The following is a 21,898-nucleotide window of genomic DNA, read 5'->3' as shown; positions in this document are numbered from 1 at the left end:
TCACCCTAGGGCGCGAGCCATGAGGCGCAATGCAGGTCACCGGTCTCAAATCACGTAGAACCCATGCGTGCCGTCGCGGCGGAGCTGCTCGACGAGGCCGTATTCCCAGTCGAGATAGGCCTGCATCGCAGCTTCGGCCACATCGGTCCCTTCATAGGGCCGGCGGTAGCGGTGTGCCGGATCCGGCTTCGGCAGGACGTGCGGCGGGCCGACCTCGAGCGCGCCGTCATGGCCGCCTTCGAGCACATAGACTTCCCAGCCCATCTGCGCCAGCCAGGACGCCGTCATGTCGGCACGAACGCTCTGGTCGTCGGTCAGGAGAATGCGCGCGCCGCGCACGGGCGCGGCCATGTCGGTCTCCTGGACGAGCTGGCCGCCGGAATAATGGCGGAAGCCGGGAAGATGGCCTGCCGCATATTCCTCGGCATCGCGCACGTCGAAGCGATAGAGCGTACGATGGGTCTGCGCGACAAGCGCCGACATCTCGTTCGCACCGATATGGCGAACACCTGCGCGGTAGGCGACATCGCGAGCATTGGCCGGGCCACCCTCGAACGGGCCGATTGCGCCGCGCCTGTCAGCGCCGTGATCGAGCTGATGCCGCGCCAGCGTCCAGCCGATGGTGCCGTTGCGCAGCGCGCGCACCCTGTTTGGCACGCCGGCATTGATCAGGGACTGGGTGCCGATGATCGAGCGGGTGCGGCCGGCACAGTTGACGATGATCGTCGTCTCGGGATCGGGTGCGGCTTGCCCCGCCCGCAGCACCAGCTCCGCGCCGGGCACGCTGACCGAGCCCGGAATGTTCATGGTCGCATATTCGTCGAAACGGCGGACGTCGAGGATGGCAATGTTGGCCTTGTCGGCGATGAGCTTGGCCACCTCGTCGGCGCTGAGCGAAGGCGTATGGCGGCGCGACTCGACCAGCTCGCCGAACGCCTTCGAGTAGGAGTTGACGTCCTCGAAAACCTCAAATCCAGCCGCGCGCCAGGCCGTCAGCCCGCCCTCGAGTGCGCTGATGTCGGTGTAGCCGAGCGCGGCGAGACGTTCGGCGCCGGGCCCGACCAGCCCCTCCCCGTCGTCATAGAGCACGATCGCCACATCCTTGCGGGGCAGCCTGACCTCGGCCTCGACCGCAATCCGATCCGCGGCCATGTTGGCGGCGAACAGCGGATGTCCGGTCGCGAAGGCAGCCTCGAATCTGAGGTCGAGCAGCGCGATCTCCTCGCGAAGCAAGAGCGCACTGCGGATATCGGCGGGGGTGACGGTCGGAAGCTTCATGGCATGAACCCTACGAGGACAAGCCATGGGCTTTTGAACGATTGAGAGCGCGTTGGCTAGCCTTGCCGGCTCACTCGCCGGGAACGAGCCGCCCGAGCGGCGGCTGCGACGGGCGCCGCAGCCTGCGGCGCGACAGATAGAGCAGGATGCCCGTGACCGAGAACAACGGCATCAGGGCCGCGGCAATCATGAACGCGAGCTTGCCCGGCCATCCCAGGATCGCGCCGCGATGGATGTCGTAGATGGCCGCGATGATCTTCTCGCCGAACGTCTTGTCGGCATAGCGTTCAGCGGAAAGCAGCTGCCCGGTAATCGCCTCGATGCGAAATTCGTCACGTGTGGTTTCGAGTGTCCGATCCTTCTCCCACGACCGGATCCGTATCACCGTGCCCGAGCCAGCCGGCAGCGTCAGCAGGGCCCTGGAGAAGCGGCCGCCTTCCTCGCGCTGGAACGTCGTCCATGCCTGATCGAATCCGATCGGTTGCGCGGTCCCGGAACGGTCGACCGCCCGCGGTGACTTTGCGGGCATCTTCGCTGCGGTGACGTGAGGACGTGCCAACAGCCAGGTCACGCCGTCCTTATACCATTCGAAAGAGAACCACAGCCCGGTGAGCGTCATCGCCAGATAGATCGGAAGCACCCAGGTGCCGATCACCGCATGCAGCGACCGGTGCAGTCCGCGGCCGCTCAGCGCGAGATTCGGCTTCAGCCACATCTTCACGCTGCCGGCGCGGCGCGGCCAGCGCAACACGAGGCCCGAAATCAGCATGACGATCAGACCGAGCGCAATGGTGCCGGTGATCGGACGCCCCCAGCCCTTGGCGTCGCCGGGGATCAGCAACCAGCGGTGCAGCCTGCGCACGGTCGCGAAGAACGCCTCGCCACGCGGCGAACCCAGCACGCGCGCGTCGTAGGGGTCGACATAGAGAGAGGACGGCCGTCCACCGCTTTCGTCGCGCGCGAAGCGGACATGGGCCGCCGCCGGATCGCTCGACAGCGTGATGGCCGAGACCTTGCCGACGTCCTGCGCCGCCTTCAGCCGGGCGATCAGGTCACCAGGCATCAGCATCGGCGCTTGACGCGGCGCAACCTGCATGATGCCGGCATTGAGATGATCGACGATCTCGTCCTCAAAACTCATGATCGCACCGGTCAGCGCGATCGGGGCGAGCAGCAGCGCGAGCACGAGGCCTACGATGGAATGGACCTGAAGCAGGACCCCTTTGATCGTGTGCCCCCGCAGCAGCGTCATCGCTAGAACTTCACTGTTGCCGACAGCGACACGCGGCGCGCGTCGCCGATGGCGACGCCCAGATTGTTCTGGGCGGAGGTGTAATAGAGCGTATCGAACAGGTTCTTGACGTTGAGCTGATAGATGACCGGAAGTGTCTGGTGCTTCGTCTCATAGGTCGCGAAGACATCGGCGACGACATAGGACGGCAGCACGAACGTGTTCAACGCATCGCCGGGCCGGTCGCCGACATAGCGGGCGCCGCCGCCGAGCCTGAGCTGGCCGGGAAGCATTGTCCCAAAATCGTAGACCAGATAGAGCGAGGCCGTGTTCATCGCAACGTTCTGCAGCTGCTTGCCGGCATATGTCGGATCCTCGGTCACACGCGCATCGGTGTAACCGTAGCTTCCGATCATGCTCCAATTGTCGGAGAGCCGGCCGGTGACGTCGATCTCGAGGCCGCGCGAGCGGACCTTGCCGGCCGCGGTGTATACGTTGAGACCGGTCGCAGTGTTGAGCTGGCTGACCAGCACATTCTGCTTCTCTATGTCGTAAACCGCGAGCGTACCGGAGAGGCGCTTGTCGAGATCGAACTTGAGCCCGGTCTCGTACTGCGTGCCTTCTTCCGGCGCGATGTTCGAGCCGAGCACGACGCCGCCGCCATTGCTCAGCGGAGCAATGGTCGAATTCGGCTTCAGCGATTGGGTGTAGCTCGCATAGAGCGAAATCTGGTCGGTGAGCTTGAAGATCGCGCCGCCGAGCGGAAGCACCGCATCCGCCGAGACGTTGGTGTTGGTGATGAACGGCTTCCCGCGTCCGGCCAGCTGATCATAGTCCATGTAGCGCACACCGCCGACCAGCGCGAAACGCTCGGTCAGATGCAGCGTGTCCTGGAAGAACAGCGACCACTGGCCGAGCTTGTCGGTCTGGGCGCTGTCGCTATTCGAAACCGTCGTGCCCGGCCCGATCAGACCGTAGACGGGGTTGTAGACATTGAAGGACGGGGCCGCCTGCCGGATCAGGTTGTCACGGTAGATGGTGCGATACTGGCCGTCGCCGCCGAACAGCACCTCGTTGCGCATGTCGCCGAGCCAGAATCCGCCCGAGATGTAGGACGTCCCGTAGCTCGAATTGCTCAGAGAACCCTGCGTGCCGTCATTGCTGCGCGTCTCGACGCCGGTCTTCGCGTTGACGCCGGTGATGCGGAGCTGGTTCGCGCTGAAGGTCTCGGTATTGTAGCTGTAGCCGGCAAAGAGCTTCCAGTCCTGGTTGATGCGATGCTCGACCGAGGCCTGGATCAGGTCGGACGTTCCCCACATGTTGTTGTAAGGCTCGTCGAGCCGGCGCGTCTTCGGGATCGCCAGCGGCGCACCGTTGATGAACGCCGTGCCGCGGTCGAACGGATAGATGAACTCTCGATGCTCGTAGTTGAGCTGGACCGTCGTGTCCTTTCCGTACCAGGCCAGTGACGGCGCAACCAGCATCTCGCGGTGCCGGCCGAAATTGCGCCAGTAATCCTCGCTGACGCCGTAGCCGATGAAGCGATAGGCAAGACCCTGATCGCCGATCGGGCCGGTGACGTCGAGCAGGCCGTCGGCGCCGCTGCGGTTGTTCGCGTAGGTCGAGCCGAGCAAGGTGACCGAACCGTGCTGATACAGCTCGGGCCGCTTGCTGATGGTGTTGACGATGCCGCCGGGGTCCATGATGCCGTAGAGCAGCGAGGCCGGCCCCTTCAGCACCTCGACGCTTTCGACCGCGGGATTGAGGCTGCGGCCCTGCACCAGCGGCATGCCGTTGCGCATGATCGAGCCGTCGCGATTGTCGCCAAAGCCGCGGCGGATCACGGCGTCCTGGGTACCGGCGAGCGTGTTGGTCTGGGTGATGCCCGAGACGTTGGCGAGCGCATCATCGATGTTGCGCGGCAGCTGATCCTTCAGCACCTGCTCGGGCACCACATTGACGGCCTGCGAGGTGTCGAGCGGCGAGGCTCCGCTGCGCAGCGTGGTCGCGCTCGGCATCGCGCGGTAGCCGAGCTTTGCGGCTTGCTGTGCGGCGGCTTCCGCGGCCGCTCGCTCCGAGAGCGTCGGCGCTGCGGGTGCGGTATTGCGATTACGCTGGCGCGCGGCGGTTTGGGGGCGGCGTGAAGACTGGTCCGATGCCCGCGCCGGTTTCGGCCGCTGCGCCGGCGCGTCCACCGTCACCGGCGGCAGCGCCGATTGCGCCCGGGCGGTCGTCATGTTGGAGGGGCATTCGGCGAGCAGCACAGCCGCTGAGATGAGAAGACCGGCGCAGCTCTTGCCGGCACGATGACGGTGGCCGCTGGTGCATTGGCCATCCAGATAAGCACGCACGTTCGATTCACTTCCAGGTCAGACGCAGCATTGAAGCTGGCGCGTCTAACAGGCACGGAGTGCGAGCGGAACCGCAAGCGGACTTGAATAGCTCTAGTATTGAATGGTTCTAAGAACGCATCGGCGCTGAACGGCAATCTCAAATGGTCGTCTTGCCGAGCGCGGCACGCAGCACGCGAATACGCGGCGGCGCGTCGCGATCTTTCGCGGGCTCACGCGATGGCAGGCGCCATCAACGCGTCGAGCTTCCGCTTGAGCGCGGTGCCGTCGGACAACGCGCGAAGCGGGGGGCGCACGCGCAGCCAGCCTGTATCGCCCGTCTGGGCCGCGAGGATGGCCTTCAACGTCGCGACCAGGGACGGCGTCTTCACCACGGCATCCGCCGCTGCCTGCATGCGCGCCTCGACATCCTTGCCGTCGAGCATGCCCTTGACCAGCTCCGGCACGATATTGGCCATGCCGCAAATGGTGCCGGCGCCGCCCGCGGCGATCGCGCGGGCGATGTCGGGCTCGTTGCCGACGGTGATGGCGAGCTCGGGCGCGGCCGCGCGGAATGCCTGGAACTGCTTGAAGTCGCCGCTGGAGTCCTTCAGGCCGGCGACCTGCTTGCCATAGCGCTTGCGCAAGTTCGCGGCGACCGTTGTCGGGATCGCAACGCCCGACACCTGCGGGATGTGATAGAGCGAGGCGCGCAGCCGATCGTCGGCGACACCATCGACGATCGCGGCAAAGGCATCCGCGATGCCTTCGGGCGTGACGCTGCGGTCGAAATAGGGCGGCAGCAGCAGCACGTGGCGCAGGCCGAGGCCGAGCACGGCGCGCGTCAGCGCAATACTGTCGGTGATGGCGGGAAAGCCGCCGCCGATTCCAATGTGCTCCGGCGCAACGCCGGCCTTGAGCATGGCTTCGATGGTCGCGACGCGTTCGGCGACATTGAATGAGGTGCCTTCGCCGGTGGTGCCGAACAGAACGACGCCGTCGACGCTCTTGCTGAAGAGTTGCTTGGCATGGCTGGCGAGCCGGCCGTGATCCACGCTGCCATCGGCCGCCAGCGGCGTCGCCGACGCCACCCAGAACCCGCGAATTGCCTCCGTCATCACACCGCCCTTGCTGTCGTCCAGAGCTAAGCCGCTGATCTCAAACGATCTTCCGCAACTTACCGGGATTCTGTTTCTGCTTTACATTCTAGCTTGTACCTTACATACAAGGACGAATGCAAATCCCGGCGCCCTGGGCGTGGCAGAAATATTGAGGAGGTCTCGCATGGACATGGCGACCCCCGCCGGACGGCCCGACCAGCTGCTCGGCCAGTTGCGCGACAGGCTCGGCGCAGCCGCCGTGCTGACCGGCAGCGAGGTGCCCGCCCGCAATTGCAACGACTGGAGCGCGAGCCTGCCGCAGACGCCGCTCGCGGTGATCCGGCCGCTCGATGCGCAGGGCGTGGCGGATGCGATTGCGACCTGCCGGCAGGCGCGGCTGCCCTTCGTGCCGCAGGGCGGATTGACCGGACTGTGCCGCGGCGCCTCGCCCGAAGCGGGCTGGGTCGCGATCTCGCTGGAGCGCATGACCGGCATCGAGGAGATCGATCGCGCCTCCGCGACGATGACGGTGAAAGCAGGCACGCCGCTGGAGACGATCCAGAAGGCCGCCGACGAAGCCGGCTTCTTCTTTCCGCTCGATCTCGGGTCGCGCGGCTCCTGTGCGATCGGCGGCAATCTTTCGACCAATGCCGGCGGCAACCGCGTGATCCGCTACGGCATGACGCGCGAGCTGGTGCTTGGCCTGGAGGTCGTGCTGCCCGACGGCACCATCATCACCAGCCTCAACAAGCTGATGAAGAACAATGCCGGCTACGATCTGAAGCATCTGTTCATCGGCTCGGAAGGCACGCTCGGCATCATCACCCGCGTGGTGCTGAAGCTGTTCCCGAAGCCGCGCTCGACGATGGCGGCGCTTTGTGCGCTGAAGGATTATGCCGCGGTGGTCGCGCTGCTCGACGCCGCGCGCAGCGGGCTCGGTCCGCTGCTGTCGGCGTTCGAAGTGATGTGGCCGGACTATTGGAACGTGATCACGAATCGCGCCGGAGTGAAGCCGCCGGTCGCACCAGGTCACGGCCTTTACGTGCTGGTCGAGGCGCAGGGCACCGATGAGAGCGTGGACGGACCGCGATTCCAGAACTGGCTCGAAGAGCTGATGGAACGTGGGCTGCTCGCCGACGCTGCCGTGGCGCAGTCGCTGGCGCAGACGCAGGCCTTCTGGCGCGTGCGCGACATCTGCGCCGAGTTCGGGCAGGTGCTGGGGCCGCACATCTCTTACGACATCGGCCTTGCGGTGGCGCTGATGGACGAGTTCGTCACGCGCTGCAAGGCCGCGCTCGCTTCCGGCATCAAGGGCTGCGAGAGCGTCTATTACGGCCATATCGGCGACGGCAATCTGCATCTCGTCTCCTGGGTCGCCGGCCTCTCGGTCGCGCAGCAGCCGAAGGACGCGATGGACGCGATCATCTACGGTCTCGTCCGCGACATGGGCGGCAGCGTCTCCGCCGAGCACGGCATCGGCACGCTGAAGAAGCAGTGGCTGGGTCATGCCAGGAGCGAGGCCGAGATCGCGCTGATGCGGACGCTGAAGGCTGCGCTCGATCCCGAACACCTGCTCAATCCCGGCAAGGTGATCTGAGCGCGCCATGCGATCGCTCAGGCTCGATACGCCGAAATCGCTGTCGCAGCGGGTGATGCAGCGGCTGCGCCAGGCCATCATCGACGGCGAGTTCGCGCTGGGCGCTGCCATCTCCGAGGAGATGGTGGCGAATTCCTTCGGCGTCAGCCGCACGCCGGTGCGCGAGGCCATGGGACAGCTGCAGGCGCAGGGCCTCGTCGTGATCCGGCCGCAGGTCGGCAGCTTCGTGTTCACGCCGAGCGCGGAGGACATCAACGCGCTCTGCACCTTCCGCATCGCGCTGGAGCCCAAGGCGGCCGAGCTCGCCTTCCGCCACGATCGCGACGGCACGATTGCGACAATGAGCGCGGCGATCACGGCAATGGAGCCGGCGGTCACGGCGAAGGACAACATCGCCTATGGCCGCGCCGACGCCGCCTTCCACGAGGCGCTGTTCACGCATTGCGGCAACCACTACCTCGCCGAATCCTATCAACTCGTCTCCGGCCGCGTCGCCGCGCTCCGCACCAATCTGACCTCGCCGATCGACGTGCGCACCCGCACGTCGTTCGACGAGCATCGCAAGCTGCTCGATTTCTTTGCACGCGGCGAGTTCGCCGCCTTCGATGGCCTGATGACGACGCACATCAACAATTCGGGAATTGTCTACGCGAAAGCGCTCAAGGTGGATTGAGCGCGTCTACCGCTTTTCCTTCGCTTCCGGCCTGTCCAGAAAATCCAGCGCGGTGTTGATCTGCTCGAGCTGGTGTTCGATTCTATCGCGGTCCTCGACCGACGGCGCCTTTTCGAGCTGTTCCACGAGCTTCTGCTTCCGCAACAGCAAGTTCTCTATGACCGTGCTCACAGCTCCCCCATCGCCAGAGGCGACGTCACCGGACGCCAGAATGATCCAGACGCGCGCGACCCGGGCCCGCGTCGAAACCTCAAAAGAATGTTCGCGGGCGGGGTTGGTTCCTATGGCCCGATATCCGATCTGCGCCGTTACGAGGACGGAACCCGCCTCGAAACGAAACGAGGAGGCCACGGGATGGATCGAGCGGTGTGTGGACCGCGTCACGGTCCCGCACGGCATCACAATCGGCGGTGGCGGCACACCGATCGGTTGAATTCGCCCGCCCGGAGTCCTATGCGTAGCGCCATGGACACCCAGATGATCACCGCCGAAAAGCCGCTGATGGCCCGGGCGCAACCGCGCAAGCCGGCACCGTTCCTACCCATGAGCCGCGGCGAGATGGATGCGCTCGGCTGGGACGCCTGCGACATCGTGCTGGTGACGGGCGATGCCTATGTCGACCATCCGAGCTTCGGCATGGCGATCATCGGCCGGCTGCTCGAGGCGCAAGGCTTCCGGGTCGGCATCATCGCGCAGCCGGACTGGCACTCGGCCGAGCCGTTCAAGGCACTGGGCAAGCCGAAAGTGTTCTTCGGCGTCACCGGCGGCAACATGGACTCCATGGTGAACCGCTACACCGCGGACCGCCGCATCCGCAGCGACGACGCCTACACGGCCGGCGGCGAAGGCGGCAAGCGGCCGGACCGCTGCACCATCGTCTACGCCCAGCGCTGCCGCGAGGCGTTCAAGGATGTGCCGATCGTGCTCGGCGGCATCGAGGCCTCGCTGCGCCGGATCGCGCATTACGACTACTGGTCCGACAAGGTGCGCCGCTCGGTCCTGGCCGACGCCAAGGCGGACTTGCTGCTCTACGGCAACGCCGAGCGCGCCGTGGTCGAGGTGGCGCAGCGCCTTGCCGCCGGCGAGGCGCCGCGCGAGCTCGACGACATCAGGGGCGTCGCACTGTTCCGCAAGGTCCCTGCCGATTACACCGAGCTGCACGCCGACGATCTCGATTCCGCCGACGAGGGCGCATCGCGTCAACGCGGGCCGACCGTGATCCGCCTGCCCGCGCTGGAGCAGGTCGAGCAGGACCGCGAGGCCTATGCGCGCGCCTCACGCGTGCTGCACCGGGAGAGCAATCCCGGCAATGCGCGGCCGCTGGTGCAACGTCACGGCGATCGCGATCTCTGGCTCAACCCGCCGCCGATCCCGCTCACCACCGAGGAGATGGATGCGGTCTACGATCTGCCTTACGCGCGCGCCCCGCATCCATCCTACGGAGATGCAAAGATCCCCGCCTGGGAGATGATCAAGTTCTCGGTGACGATCATGCGCGGCTGCTTCGGCGGCTGCACCTTCTGCTCGATCACCGAGCACGAAGGCCGCATCATCCAGAACCGCTCGGAGGGCTCGATCCTGCGCGAGATCGAGAAGATCCGCGACAGGACGCCCGGCTTCACCGGCGTCATCTCCGACATCGGCGGCCCCACCGCCAACATGTACCGGATGGCCTGCAAGGACCCGAAGGTCGAAGCCGCGTGCCGGCGGCCGTCCTGCGTCTTCCCCGAGATCTGCCCGAACCTCAACACCTCGCATGACGACCTGATCCGGCTCTATCGCAAGGTGCGCGAGACGAAGGGCATCAAGAAGGTGATGGTCGCCTCCGGCGTGCGCTACGACCTCGCGGTCGAGAGCCCCGAATACATCAAGGAGCTCGTCACCCATCACGTCGGCGGTTACCTGAAGATCGCGCCCGAGCATACCGAGCGCGGCCCGCTCGACAAGATGATGAAGCCGGGCATCGGCGCCTATGACCGCTTCAAGCGGATGTTCGACGCCGCGGCCGAGCAGGCCGGCAAGAAATATTACCTGATCCCCTATTTCATCGCGGCGCATCCGGGCACGACCGACGAGGACATGATGAACCTCGCGCTCTGGCTGAAGAAGAACCGCTACCGCGCCGACCAGGTGCAGACCTTCCTGCCCTCGCCGATGGCGACGGCGACCGCGATGTACCACACCGGCGTCAATCCGTTGCGCGGCGTGCGCCACGGCGGCAGCGACAAGGTCGAGGCGATCAAGGGCCTGCGCCAGCGCCGCCTGCACAAGGCCTTCCTGCGCTATCACGATCCCGACAATTGGCCGGTGCTGCGCGAGGCCTTGATAGAGATGGGCCGCCGCGACCTGATCGGCTCGCAGCCCCATCAACTCGTGCCTGCACACCAGCCGCCCGGCACCGGCAAGGCCGCCGGCACGAAGCGCCCTTTGCGTCCCGGCGGAAAGACGCAGCGGTTCACGACCAAGGGCGTGCGGGTGATGAAGTAGCGGACGGGAGCCGGACCAGGTCCGGTTCTGCGTGGCGCCTTCGCACCTCCAAAACAAAAAACGTCGAAAACAACCCCATGCACAGTAGCCGGGGGCAGCAAAATCAAGGGCTTGGAGCATAGCGAGATCCGGCTGGATCGTCCTCGCGCCTGAGCTTGTGGATCAAGCACGATCTTTTGGAAGGCCGCTGCGCGTTTTCCTGATTTGACGAAACTGTTGCTCCGTCGGGCAAAACAGGCGCATGATGACATCATTGCAGGACGTGGGACAAGGCGAGCCCCTTCCGCTATCCCATATCGACATCCTCGCACTTCACGCCGCGTCCCGCGCGAGCTGTTTGCTCGCCTGTTCGGCTCGCTGCAGGAGACGGCGTTCCTGATCGCCTGCTCACCTGGCAGACCAGCAACGTCTGCGAAATGACCGCCGCAGGACTTGCCTTGCCCGCACCGCGCTCAAATCTTTCTATCCTGGTTCATTGTGCTCATAGATGTCGGGTTTCGGAGGCAACGCGGAAGTCAATCGTCTCAAGCGGGATAGGCGGCTTATGACCCTGGCTGTGTGAAAACGTGAAATCTCCCGAAGGGCAGAGAATCTGCTTCTCGGATACGGCTGCGCCGCAGTTCAGTATGCTCCTCATGCTCCCAGAGCGGGCTTTCGAAGAAATACTTTTCTCTGCAATTTGCTCTGCGTTGCGTTTTTACACGGCCAAGACCCATTGCCGACATGATCCGTGTCCGACATATTGGTCGCATGCCGAGGGATGAGAGCTATCTTGAAAGAATTTTTGATCTTGCGCCTCAATTGAGAGAGGTGCTCGCTAAACTAAAGGCCGAATGGTCGCCTGAAGTGGTGCCTGTAACCCTCGTGGGTACGGCATTGGCGGAGGCTCTTGTCGAGCATTTCAATCGACTACCAAAAAGCACAATACAATCCGTCTTTGAACTCTGCGAGCAAGCGCTCGAAGACGGCGCTGCTCAAGAACGTGCCGCTTTATCAACCGGCTTTCTTGAATCACTGCAGCATGCAGATGGCAGAAAGGCATTCGATTTCAGGTCGGTGGTAGGCTTTCTGGGGCCGAAGTCCAGAGAGCATTGCTTAGCGATGGATAGGTTTTGGAAAGCCACGACGACCGGCTTGTAGAGGTCCGGTGTTGGCCCGATGGCGAAGTGCGGTTTGGCTCAGGTATGGTCAGCTGATCGGGGCACACCGGAAGTGACGCGGCGCCGTTCAAACCGGCGCTTCTGACCCATTGCGGACTTTGGGAGATCGGTACTAGAGAGTCTATGGTCGTGGATTCCCGGGAGTAGAGCTTGAAGAACATTCAGATCATAGATCGCGCAGTGAACGCGACGTTCAGCTTGTTTCAAGCGACCGATGATGAGTTCGCTGCCATCTTTCCAGGCGAGGGCCAAGACATAGAGTTGATAGAGGACTTTACCGAACGCATGGGGGAAGAGCAGGCGCTGCGAATACTGTCGCCCGTATGGGAGCGCCCCATTTTGAAGCGCGATGCGCAAGGTATCCACGGGACGCTGTACTACGAGTACGCGGACCGGAAGCAATATCTTCCGGCATCCAAGAGAGAGGTCGACTGGCCCGATTCCTACGTTAATCTCGCGCAGCGCAAGCTTTTTGCCAGCAAACGTTAAGCGTCTGCATTTGGCCCATCGCTTCCGTTAGAGCATTGCAGCGACATGTCCGGAGTCGGGGATAAACCGGAAGCGCCGGGCCGTTGGTCAAACGGCGCTTTTGACCCACAACGGTCGTGAGATAGCCTGAACCATCGCGCCGCGCGGCCGTCAGGCTAGGGGCCGCTTAGGCAAGATAACCGCCGTCAATTGCTAAGACCGTTCCCACAGCAAAGGAGCTGGCCTCCGAACAGAGCCAGAGCACGGCCGCGGCGACTTCATCCCCTGTTCCTATGCTTCCACGAGGCGTCTGCTTCGTGATTGCCTTTGCAACGTCCTCGTCTCGCTTCATCCAATTCGCGACGGGAGGGGTGTTTATCCACCCGGGCGCAACAGCGCAGATGCGAGGACCGTGAGCGGCATGCTCTAGTGCAGCACTGCGGGTGAGACCAATCACGCCGTGCTTTGCCGCTGAGTAGGCTGCCCCGCCAGGAAACGGATACCCCCGCAAGCCATCAACCGACGCATTGTTGACGATCACGGATTTGCTCGGGTCTGTCATTGCGGCGATTTCAGCACTCATGCACAAAAACACCGATGTCAAGAAGCCATCGATCGTCTTGCGCCAAGCGTCCTCCGACATCCTGGCAACCGGAGCCGATCGTCCACCACTACCACCATTATTGAAAGCGTGATCGAGGCGACCATGCATTTTCATGATCGCATCCATCAAACGCCCGACAGCCTTGCCGTCAGTTGTATCAGTCGGGAACCAGTGTGCATCTCCCAGCGCGGCAAGTTGCTTGAGCGCACTTTTTGCACTGGATTCCCTCCGGCTTGCGATCACAACTTTTGCTCCTTGACGTGCAAAAGCGCGCGCCGTGGCTAGACCAATACCACTACTACCCCCGGTGATAAGCACAACCTTTCCTTGCATATCAGAATAGCGCGGCATCGCGGAAGCTCGTTCGTGAACGCTATTTGTCACGCTTCCTCCATAAGCAACAGATTACGTGGTTCTTGCCCCGCAACGCGTAGGCCTGACAAAACAATGATCAGGTTGGAGAAAGTCTGCGCACTCATCGCTTCGGGGTGCGCCCGCGGATATGGTCAAAGCCTTGCTTGATTCCGGCGAATCGCGCTTCGACTATCGGCTCAAATTCTAGGTCGGTGAAGATATAGGGCCAGTCGTTTTCGACGCCTTCGCGGACGAGTTCGCCGACATAGATGGGGTCGATACCTTGAGTGACGCGTTCCTGGATCTGATCGATCCGTTCGGCAATCGGGCCCGAAGTCGGCGGGGCACGGACTGCCCCGACGAAGCGCTTGGGGAGGTTGCGGCCTGAGTTCATGATTTGAGTGCGGATGTACCCAGGACACAGTACCGATACGCCAATTCCGCGGGGCGCGAGCTCTTGCCGCAGCCCCTCGGACAGCGCGACAACGCCATACTTTGAAACGTTGTACGCAGTGCTCGCTCCTGAAATGAGGCCTGCGATCGAGGCTGTGGAGACGATATGTCCACCCTCGCCATGCTGCTCGATCAACGGCCCGAAGATCTCGATCCCCCAAATGGTCGCCATCAGGTTGACGCCCAAGGTCCAATTCCAGGACGCATCGGTCCAGGTGCCGTAGGGCCCACCGCCGCCGACGCCTGCGTTATTGACGAGAATATGGACCTTGCCGTAGCGGGCGGTCGTGGCTTTTGCCGCAGCCGCAAGTTCGGCTTTGAGCGAGACGTCTGCCTTCACGCCGTCGACATCGACGTTAGTGAGCCGCAGTTGCTCGAGCGCTGCGGACAGCGCCGCCTCTTCAATATCGCAAAGCATCACTTTCGCCCCAGCCTGGGCGAAAGCGGTCGCGATCCCCAATCCAATGCCCGACGCCGCACCGGTCACGAATGCTGTCTTTCCCGCCAGTTCCTTCACGCGCATTCTCCTCCGGGCGAGCGGACACGCTCGCCCCACAACGCCAAGTTTTAGCTGACGCTCACCGCACTTTCAACGATTCGGAAGCATGCGGGATGTTCGTTTTTGGAACGTGGCTGATCCCAGCCCAGACCGCAGTGACGTCCGCTCCCAAGAGGATTGTGTTGCAAAACTCCAGTTGAGGCGACTCGCGAACCGTGATTCCGTTGGTTTGAGGCGGCATTTGCGGGAGCAGCGGATGTTAGGGCGGCAGGAGAGCGGTCAGGGCCAGTTCTTTTACTCCTTTGATCTCGACAGGGTGGTGCCGGCTGATCACTTGGTACGACAAATCGACGGTTTGCTGGACCTGAGTTGGGTGCACAACGAGCTCGCTCCGTTCTACTCGCACACTGGCCGGCCTTCGATTGATCCGGTGCTCATGATCCGGATGCTGGTCTTGGGCTACGTATTTGCACTTCGTTCCGAGCGTCGGCTCTGCGCCGAGGTCCAGGTCAATCTGGCTTACAGATGGTTTTGCAAGCTCGGCATCGAGGATCATATCCCTGATCACTCGGTGTTTTGCCGGGCGCGGCGCGAACGCTTCCGTGAGAGCGATGCCTTACGCCGGGTTTTTGAGCGTGTAGTGACGCTGTGTATTTCGGCGGGGCTGGTCGGAGGCGAAGCGTTCTCAGTCGATGCGAGCCTGATCAAGGCAGATGTGAACAAGACTAGGCGACTTCCCGGCGACCAGCCTATTACCTGGCCAAAGGCGGAGGAAGCATCCCATGCGGTTCGGGAGTACATCGCAGCGCTTGATGCCGCCAATAGCGATAAGGACAGCGATGAAGACGGCGGCGGTTCAAGTGAAGGCAGCCGTCGCCGCAAGCCTCCCAAGGAAGTCTCGCTCACCGATCCGCAAGCAACATGGGTTACGAGGCCGGGCGTGGATCCATTCTTTGCTTATGATGCGAACTATCTGATCGACAACAAGGCCGGGATCATCCTCGATGCGGTAGGCACGCGCGCGAACCGTGCGGTTGAGATTGCTGTCACCCAGATCATGGTGGACCGCGTTGAGCGTCGCTTCGATCTGCGCCCCAAAAGGTTGGCAGGCGACACGGCTTACGGCGCGGTCAGACTGCTCAAATGGCTGGTGGATCGCAAGATCACGCCGCACGTTCCGGTGTGGGACAAGTCGGCACGCCCCGATGGCACCTTTAACCGAGCGGACTTCGTCTTCGACCAGAAGCGCAATGTCTATGTTTGCCCGGGTGGCGCGGAACTGACCAGCACCGGCAATATCGATCAAGGTCACATCGTTTACTACAGGGCCAGCAAGAGCGATTGCTCTGGCTGCGCCTTGAAGCCCAAATGCACGACGGCGGTCGTGCGCAAAATTACCCGCGACGTCAACGAAGATGTGCGCGATCATGTCCGTGCGCTGGCCAATACGGAAGCCTTCGAGCAATCGCGCCGCGAGCGCAAAAAGGTCGAGATGCGGTTTGCTCATATGAAGCGCATTCTCAGGCTCGACCGGCTTCGGCTGCGGGGCCTGAATGGCGTCAGGGACGAAGTGCTGCTCACAGCCACCGCGCAGAACCTGAGGCGGCTGGCCAAGCTAATCTGCCGTCCTCCGCCACAACTGGCAGTCGCGTGCTGAAATCCACCAGCAAAACGGAAACCGCCGACACCCCGTACCCAAAAAAACCGCCGAAACTCAAAAGCCAAGCTCGCCCCAAGTCAGAAACCAGTTTTGCAACACAATCAAGAGACGAACCGACTAAGGGCATGCGGGCTCCCGAGGGCAGCCTTTGACCCGAAGCGGAAGTTGCGCCTCCTTCGATGCGCCGAAATACGCATCAGGAGATTCCGCGCGTCTCTCGCCGGAGGAGGTCATGCGATTGCGTCGGGTGTGGTGGCCCACACCGGGACGTACACAGTGGACGAGGCCACCAAGATCCACGTCAACATGGAGACGAGTTCATATTCCAAACTGTTCGGAGCGCCAAATCAACGCTGAATCGTGACATCAATTACCGACGATGAACTGCAGTTTACGAATCCACGCACGCCGGCCGGCGTCACGCTAGTGCTGGTATTCAAACGGGGAACCTACGCGCGTCGCTGACGCGGGTCGCGGACCTGGTTGTGACCGGAAGCGCCCGTCACCCTTCCGGCACGCCAGCGAGGCGGAAGCCTTCACACGCGCGCTCGACCCCAGCAAGGTAGATCGGATTGTCGCTTTGTTGAGCAGCAAGAAAGCGACGGATTGTGAAACCCGAGTTGAGCGCAAGTCCCGTTCTTGCAGCATTTCGCGCCTCATCGAGCGCGCCGGTCAGGCCCAACGCAGCGGCGAGCGACAAATGAGCGAGAGGAAAGTTGCGGTTCGCCTCGGTGCTTCGTCGTAGCCAACTGACGGCTTCGACGTCCGAACCAAGCTGTAGCTTGGCCACACCCACATAACACGTCCACTGGTAGGCTTCAACGTCGCGAGGGGAGAGACGTAAAGCCTCGCGTATATGGCCTTCGGTCTCGGCAGCGCGACCCATGCAGAACTTGGCGAGGCCAAGGGCAGCATGAGCGTTGGCCCTATTCGAATCCAGCGCCAACGCATGCTCGAATTCGCGGATGCCTTGGGCGGCCCGGTTCGTAAAGATCTGGACGTAACCCAAGGCCAAGTGGGCCGAAGTACGGTTTGGCCTGATGGACAATGCCCTATTCGCCATCGCCTCTGCCGCTGCAAGCCGCGCAGGCCCGTCATCCGTCGTAAAGCTGGTCGCAACTGCCGTATCAACACTTGCCAGGCCAATCATTGCTTCGACGTTGCCGGGGTCGAACTCTAGAGAGCGTTCGAAGAAGCTCCGCGCTTGCGTCACGCATTCAAGGCTAAACCCCTTCATCAACCAGGCCCGGCCCTGGAAGTACAGGTCCATCGCATCGGGATGCACCGTACGCTCGGCTCGTCGCGCCTCAGCCTCGATGAGCTGGGCACCTAATGTATTGGCGAGCCTCGCTATGATTTCATCCTGCATGTCGAACAGGTCTACGACAGGCTTCTCGAAGCGCTCGGCCCAAAGATGCCGGCCGCTCTCAGCATCGATCAACTGCACGTTCATCCGAAGCCGACTGCCGCTGCATTGCACTGAGCCTTCGAGCACGTAGCGAACGTTTAATTCGCGGCCAACTTGCCGTACATCGACTGCTTTACCCTTGTACGAGACGGCGCTGTTCCGTGCGATTACAAATGAACCACTGATGCGCGACAAGTCCGTGGTCAAACTGTCGGTTACACCATCCGCGAAATAGTCCTGCTCACGATCACCGCTCAGGTTCGTGAAGGGTAGCACGACGATGGATAGGCGCGGCGGCGTGTCGCCGGTCCGCTCGACTGCGCGAACCGTCTCATTTGCGGGCCTCCGGACTTCCTGCACTGCACCAACGAAGCGAAAACCTTTGCGCGGCAATGTTTTGATCAACTGCTGTTTCTCGCCGGTGTCGCCGATGGCGCTCCGAGCGGCATTGATGCGCGTCGTCAGAGCGGCGTCCGAGACGATGCGACCATTCCAGACGCCAGCGATGAGGTCGTCCTTACTGACGACACGTTCCCTGTTCCGGATCAAATAGTTCAGAAGGTCGAATACCTGCGGCGTGACAGCAATCGTGTCGGCTCCCTGCCGCAGCTCCCGCCGGTCCGTATCCAGCGTGAAGTCCGCAAAGGAGTAAAGCAAATGCGTCCTCCTATTGTACGATCGCACCCCGCCAGAGCTGCGATGTAAGCAGACGGTAAGAAGAATGGAAGCCGCTTGTAAAGCGCTTCCCATGATCTCGGTGCATCCTCGTGCGCGGCTGAACAGTATGAACTGCTCGCCGATCCCGCGTCACGAGGGAGGATATCATGAGTCGGATGGTTGCGCTGACGGGAGCGGCGGCTGCAGCGAGGCTCTTGGTCTGGGTCGTTTGCGTTCTCGCCTCTGCGAACCGCGCTCACGCTCAATGCTCGCCGCGTGATGTGCTGCAGAGGCAGTTGACTCTCAAGGCGACGCCATTTGTCCCAACACGCATGGGTCCAGTAACGTCCGTTTCGGATGTTGCCGAATGGAAAACAATAAGCATCGGGACGTTCCCGGATACGTTTGCTGTCCTCACCGCACTGAGTGCGATTGGTTGTGGCGTCGGTAACTCGGCAGCGGAGGCCCTTGCTCGACCTGCGTTTACCGTTAGCGGCACCAGAACGGCGGTGACGCTTCTGACAGTGACCGCGGCCGACCTGGGCTTCAAGAGTGAGACGGTGCCGTTGCGGCAAATCTACGAACTCGCGCAGCAACTGGGCTTCCGGCTTGCGCCGCCCGAAATCGCTCCGCAGCTCAGACTTCAATATCTGGACCAGCCCGTAGGTGAGTTTCTCGTCATCGGGATGAACCCGATCCGGACATGGGCTGGTGAAGAGGTCATCCTGACCGTGGCAAATGGGGGAGCGGGCCTCATCCTCGTTGGCCAGGATGGTCGCGCCGATGCGGAAATACCAGTGACCTCCCGCTTCGTGTTCCTGCGCTCCTTGCCCACGACGCCAGCGGCGCTGATTCGAAACTGAGATGGCCGAGGGGACGAAATGCTGGCGATCAGAGCGATGAAGCACATGGCGGTTCCAATTTTTCTGCTGCTGCTGCCGTCGACCGCGATATTTGCGCGAGATGATGGGCGCTATGCGAATTCCCCGCTGAAGCCCTGGTTCGAGAGTCTGCAAAGCGAATTCGGGAAGTGCTGTGAGGAGTCTGACGCCTACGTCGTCTCCGAACCCAATTGGAAGTCCGATCACGGACAATATCGCGTTCGCATCGACGACGAATGGGTGCTCGTGCCGGATGGCGCCGTCATCAAGCAACCCAACCTTGCCGGACGGACGATGGTCTGGAAGCACTACATCGATGGACATCCTCGCGTCCGCTGTTTCATCCCGGGCAGCATGACCTGATACGTCGGACCATCCTCTGATGCACCCAGTGCATGATCCAAGGTCGATGGTCCCAAGCATTGAGATCGGTTGCTCAGGTTCGTTAAGACAAGAGGCTTCGTCTCCTTACTGTTACGGTGCGTGCATCCGGAAATGGCCCTTCTGGGCTTACCGCAACCCAATTCCAATGTCTGGTGTCTGAGGAAGATCAGAAGGGACTTCGGGCGCAGCAAAACGGCGCTCCTGACCCCTATCGGGAGTCGGTAGGCCCAATCTGGCCATCCACCGTTGGCAGATATCGCGGCCATTCGCCGGATCGGATGCCCCGCGGGTCAATACCTCGGTGCGAGGCGACGTAGTCGATCTCGCCACGCGTGGTGCCGATATCCGTCAGTTCTCGGTTGCTTAGGTCGGATAAGGTGGCGCTCAACTTTTGGCGCTCGCGGCGCTCCTGAAAGGCATCCCAACATTTCCAGATGAAACTGGAGACATGCCGGGTCGATACGGATGTCCGTTCCAGCCACGAAGTGCCGTGCGTCGTGGTCATTGCGGTGTCTCCTCGATGGTGTTTTTCCACCGACGCGAGAGTGCCGCGAGATTGGCGGGGACGCTTAACCGGCAGCTTACATTTTCTCTACCGGCGGCTTATTCTCGCGATTGTCGGCGAGGCCAAAGCGCTACCCGGTTACGGGAACCCTCATCCAATGGGATTCGCATCTTGCGCTATCCCTTCGCGGAGTACGTATTCGACAATGACGCGCGCGAGCTGTATCGCGGGGCCGCCGGAGGAAGCGGTGAGGGACTTAGGAAAGCGGGGTTGCCCGAATAGACCGTGCTCGCCGCATCGACGGGCTGATCATCGGGCGCGATTTGCTGCGCTGCATGAGACTGAATCTGGCCCGATGCTGCCTAGCTCGAAGCTCGCCCGAGCGTCGGCTGCTTGGTGCAAACCGGAAACAGCTTGCAGAAAGGCAGACCGCCGATTCTGCCCCTTAGCTGACCTCAAGCACTTCCCTGTAGGAGGTCCGCGACCCTTTCGAGCCGCTTTACGGGATCGCGGGTGGCGAGCAGCGCCTGCTCAGAGCGCCGGGAGGTCTGCGTCCTGAAGGTGACCCGAAGAGGAACACACGTGATCCAAGGCGGCCTTTACCCCGTGGCTGACGTTCGGGCTCGCTGCATTATCGCAGCTTGCCGAGCCAGAGCGCGGCGAGCGCCGCGCGGTTGCGCACGCCGAACTTGGCGTAGATCGACTTGACGTGGAAGTGCGTGGTGTTCGGACTTTGGCCAAGCTTCTGCGCAATCTCCTTTTCCGCCTGCCCGTCGAGCAGCGAGAGCAATACCCTGCGCTCGGCGGGTGTCAGGGCCGCGTTGGCTATGAGAAGACCGTGACTGAGCAGTTGTTGACGGTGAAACCACCTCAACCCCCGCATCGTGAAGCCCAGAAGCTGGCCGTCCTGCGCCGAGAAGCGGGGTGCCTGCGCATCGCGAAATACGAACAGGCGGATTCGCACGTCCTCATTGAGCGCAATGCGCACTGAAATGCTGTCGGCGAATCCGACATCCAGATAGTGACGACGATAATGCTCGCCCTCGAACCATTCCGGCGGCAGCGTTTCGAACAGCAGGCGAACGCGGAACGGCTCATCTCCCGACGTGGACAGAATCTGAGACAGGTCGACGTTGCCGGACCAGAGCGTATCGTACTGCTTCTGCACGGATGCCGCCACGGCCGGTATCGGGTCCAGCACCCGGACAAGGCGCGGACGCCAGCCAAGCAAGGGATCGGTCCGCTTGCGCGAAGGCAATCGCACGACCGCCCCCCACAGCACATTGCGTGCCGACAACATGGTCCGCAGTGTGGACAGCAGGTGCGTCAGCGCGGCGTCCCCGTCGGCGACCGAGAAGTCGGCCAGCTGATCCCAGAGTGCATAGACTTCTTGGTTTTGCGGATCGACAGGACCCGTGGAGAGATGCATGTCATTCCCGAAGCATGTGCAGGCCGCCGACCGCGCGCGTATCCATAAAGCACAACGAACCACCTTTCCAGGTAGTTCTCAGACGCATCAATCGGCGCGATAGTCGGCACGGTTGTCGGGAAGCGGGTTCTCCCACCGTAATGACATTGGGAGGCCCGCCGGAGAGCGAACCGAGAACCGAATGGCTTCCCGGCTCTTTCACCATCCCGTCATGCGCCGCTCCGCTGCAAAAGCGAGCATCGAGCGGTGAATTTCCAATCGTTCTCTTTTCAGAAACGTCATCGCGGACCACACCGCGCCAGGAGGTTTTCCTGCAAATTTACATGATTGAGCGCGTCAACGCCGACCATCCGATTGCGCGACTGCCTTTCACATGGTGGGAGCGCGCCTGCTTCCGGTCAAAGCTACGCGCGGATATCAGGGACAGATCCGATTTTTTACGCGATATCGGCGTCGACATGTTTGAAGCGCATGCTGAGGCGTGTCGCTTTTTCTGGCAACCGATCACGCTGAAGCGCCCGCCGATCCTGGATTGCGCCCCTGCAACTGCCGCCGTCGCGCGGCCAGCCGTCGATGCCAATGGTTCCAGATATCGCGCTGACAACGCTCCACGTCATCAACCGACCCTGGCGTCCTGATCATGAAAAACACTTCGCAGCCTTCGTCCGCACGGCCGACTCTTGCGTCGTTTCCAATCGAGAATGCAAGGCGACGCTTCCTTGCTTCCATCGAGTCGGCGC

Annotated in this window: 19 protein-coding genes; 9 read left to right on the top strand and 10 right to left on the bottom strand. The window is 62.3% G+C overall.

Translation table 11 applies throughout. The annotated features are described in order from the left end of the window. Window positions 1-45: 45 nt before the first annotated feature. The 4 genes from ABIA42_RS36490 to ABIA42_RS36475 form a co-directional block, all read right to left on the bottom strand. Window positions 46-1,278 carry a rhodanese-like domain-containing protein gene (locus ABIA42_RS36490; RefSeq protein ID WP_370116197.1) on the bottom strand — a complete coding sequence of 411 codons (1,233 nt, stop codon included), beginning with the start codon at window positions 1,276-1,278 and terminating at the stop codon, window positions 46-48. A gap of 70 nt (window positions 1,279-1,348) precedes the next feature. After that, on the bottom strand, window positions 1,349-2,530 hold the full coding sequence (locus ABIA42_RS36485; RefSeq protein WP_370116199.1) for a PepSY-associated TM helix domain-containing protein: 1,182 nt from the start codon (window positions 2,528-2,530) through the stop codon (window positions 1,349-1,351). Between the two features lie 2 nt (window positions 2,531-2,532). Continuing rightward, entirely contained in the window at window positions 2,533-4,860 is a 2,328-nt protein-coding gene (locus ABIA42_RS36480) for a TonB-dependent siderophore receptor (RefSeq protein ID WP_370116201.1), read from the bottom strand. A 212-nt stretch (window positions 4,861-5,072) separates the two neighbouring features. Further along, the gene (locus ABIA42_RS36475; protein ID WP_370116202.1) at window positions 5,073-5,957 is read right to left on the bottom strand and encodes a dihydrodipicolinate synthase family protein; all 885 of its coding nucleotides are present in this window, start codon (window positions 5,955-5,957) and stop codon (window positions 5,073-5,075) included. Between the two features lie 166 nt (window positions 5,958-6,123). On the opposite strand from ABIA42_RS36475, the gene ABIA42_RS36470 reads away from it, so the two are divergent. Together ABIA42_RS36470 and ABIA42_RS36465 are read left to right on the top strand one after the other, a co-directional pair. Continuing rightward, on the top strand, window positions 6,124-7,536 hold the full coding sequence (locus ABIA42_RS36470; RefSeq protein ID WP_370116204.1) for an FAD-binding oxidoreductase: 1,413 nt from the start codon (window positions 6,124-6,126) through the stop codon (window positions 7,534-7,536). Window positions 7,537-7,543: 7 nt separating this feature from the next. Then, window positions 7,544-8,209, top strand: coding sequence for a GntR family transcriptional regulator (locus tag ABIA42_RS36465; RefSeq protein ID WP_370116206.1), 666 nt, complete (start codon window positions 7,544-7,546; stop codon window positions 8,207-8,209). A gap of 6 nt (window positions 8,210-8,215) precedes the next feature. Here ABIA42_RS36465 and ABIA42_RS36460 read toward each other — a convergent pair whose 3' ends face one another. After that, entirely contained in the window at window positions 8,216-8,560 is a 345-nt protein-coding gene (locus tag ABIA42_RS36460) for a hypothetical protein (protein WP_370116208.1), read from the bottom strand. 114 nt (window positions 8,561-8,674) lie between these two features. On the opposite strand from ABIA42_RS36460, the gene ABIA42_RS36455 reads away from it, so the two are divergent. The 3 genes from ABIA42_RS36455 (at window position 8,675) to ABIA42_RS36445 (ending at window position 12,345) form a co-directional block, all read left to right on the top strand. Next, the gene (locus tag ABIA42_RS36455) at window positions 8,675-10,696 is read left to right on the top strand and encodes a YgiQ family radical SAM protein (protein ID WP_370123724.1); all 2,022 of its coding nucleotides are present in this window, start codon (window positions 8,675-8,677) and stop codon (window positions 10,694-10,696) included. Window positions 10,697-11,419: 723 nt separating this feature from the next. After that, on the top strand, window positions 11,420-11,836 hold the full coding sequence (locus tag ABIA42_RS36450; protein ID WP_370116210.1) for a hypothetical protein: 417 nt from the start codon (window positions 11,420-11,422) through the stop codon (window positions 11,834-11,836). A gap of 170 nt (window positions 11,837-12,006) precedes the next feature. Next, on the top strand, window positions 12,007-12,345 hold the full coding sequence (locus ABIA42_RS36445) for a hypothetical protein (protein WP_370116212.1): 339 nt from the start codon (window positions 12,007-12,009) through the stop codon (window positions 12,343-12,345). A gap of 166 nt (window positions 12,346-12,511) precedes the next feature. Here the strand turns inward: ABIA42_RS36445 and ABIA42_RS36440 are convergent, their stop codons facing one another. Together ABIA42_RS36440 and ABIA42_RS36435 are read right to left on the bottom strand one after the other, a co-directional pair. Beyond that, on the bottom strand, window positions 12,512-13,279 hold the full coding sequence (locus tag ABIA42_RS36440) for an SDR family NAD(P)-dependent oxidoreductase (RefSeq protein WP_370116214.1): 768 nt from the start codon (window positions 13,277-13,279) through the stop codon (window positions 12,512-12,514). Window positions 13,280-13,403: 124 nt separating this feature from the next. Beyond that, window positions 13,404-14,258 (bottom strand): SDR family NAD(P)-dependent oxidoreductase, encoded by an 855-nt coding sequence (locus ABIA42_RS36435; protein ID WP_370143723.1) that lies wholly within the window; start codon window positions 14,256-14,258, stop codon window positions 13,404-13,406. 232 nt (window positions 14,259-14,490) lie between these two features. On the opposite strand from ABIA42_RS36435, the gene ABIA42_RS36430 reads away from it, so the two are divergent. Continuing rightward, complete coding sequence (locus ABIA42_RS36430) at window positions 14,491-15,891, top strand: IS1182 family transposase (protein ID WP_370114641.1); 1,401 nt, start codon at window positions 14,491-14,493, stop codon at window positions 15,889-15,891. A 505-nt stretch (window positions 15,892-16,396) separates the two neighbouring features. On the opposite strand, the gene ABIA42_RS36425 is transcribed toward ABIA42_RS36430, so the two are convergent. Next, complete coding sequence (locus ABIA42_RS36425) at window positions 16,397-17,959, bottom strand: winged helix-turn-helix domain-containing tetratricopeptide repeat protein (protein ID WP_370116218.1); 1,563 nt, start codon at window positions 17,957-17,959, stop codon at window positions 16,397-16,399. Between the two features lie 167 nt (window positions 17,960-18,126). Between ABIA42_RS36425 and ABIA42_RS36420 the strand changes: the two genes are divergently transcribed. Further along, complete coding sequence (locus ABIA42_RS36420; RefSeq protein ID WP_025576406.1) at window positions 18,127-18,822, top strand: hypothetical protein; 696 nt, start codon at window positions 18,127-18,129, stop codon at window positions 18,820-18,822. A gap of 36 nt (window positions 18,823-18,858) precedes the next feature. Then, window positions 18,859-19,203, top strand: a complete 345-nt coding sequence (locus ABIA42_RS36415; RefSeq protein ID WP_370116220.1) for a hypothetical protein — start codon at window positions 18,859-18,861, stop codon at window positions 19,201-19,203. A gap of 229 nt (window positions 19,204-19,432) precedes the next feature. On the opposite strand, the gene ABIA42_RS36410 is transcribed toward ABIA42_RS36415, so the two are convergent. Continuing rightward, window positions 19,433-19,729 (bottom strand): DUF1127 domain-containing protein, encoded by a 297-nt coding sequence (locus tag ABIA42_RS36410; protein WP_370116222.1) that lies wholly within the window; start codon window positions 19,727-19,729, stop codon window positions 19,433-19,435. A 631-nt stretch (window positions 19,730-20,360) separates the two neighbouring features. Continuing rightward, complete coding sequence (locus ABIA42_RS36405) at window positions 20,361-21,158, bottom strand: helix-turn-helix transcriptional regulator (protein ID WP_271527185.1); 798 nt, start codon at window positions 21,156-21,158, stop codon at window positions 20,361-20,363. 323 nt (window positions 21,159-21,481) lie between these two features. Here ABIA42_RS36405 and ABIA42_RS36400 point away from each other — a divergent pair, with 323 nt between their 5' ends. Then, window positions 21,482-21,796 carry a hypothetical protein gene (locus ABIA42_RS36400; RefSeq protein WP_370116224.1) on the top strand — a complete coding sequence of 105 codons (315 nt, stop codon included), beginning with the start codon at window positions 21,482-21,484 and terminating at the stop codon, window positions 21,794-21,796. The last annotated feature ends 102 nt before the right edge of the window (window positions 21,797-21,898 follow it).

The sequence above is a fragment of the Bradyrhizobium sp. USDA 327 genome (genome assembly GCF_041262065.1).
Classification (GTDB): Bacteria; Pseudomonadota; Alphaproteobacteria; order Rhizobiales; family Xanthobacteraceae; genus Bradyrhizobium; species Bradyrhizobium liaoningense.
This window is presented reverse-complemented; position numbering and strand designations above follow the sequence as displayed.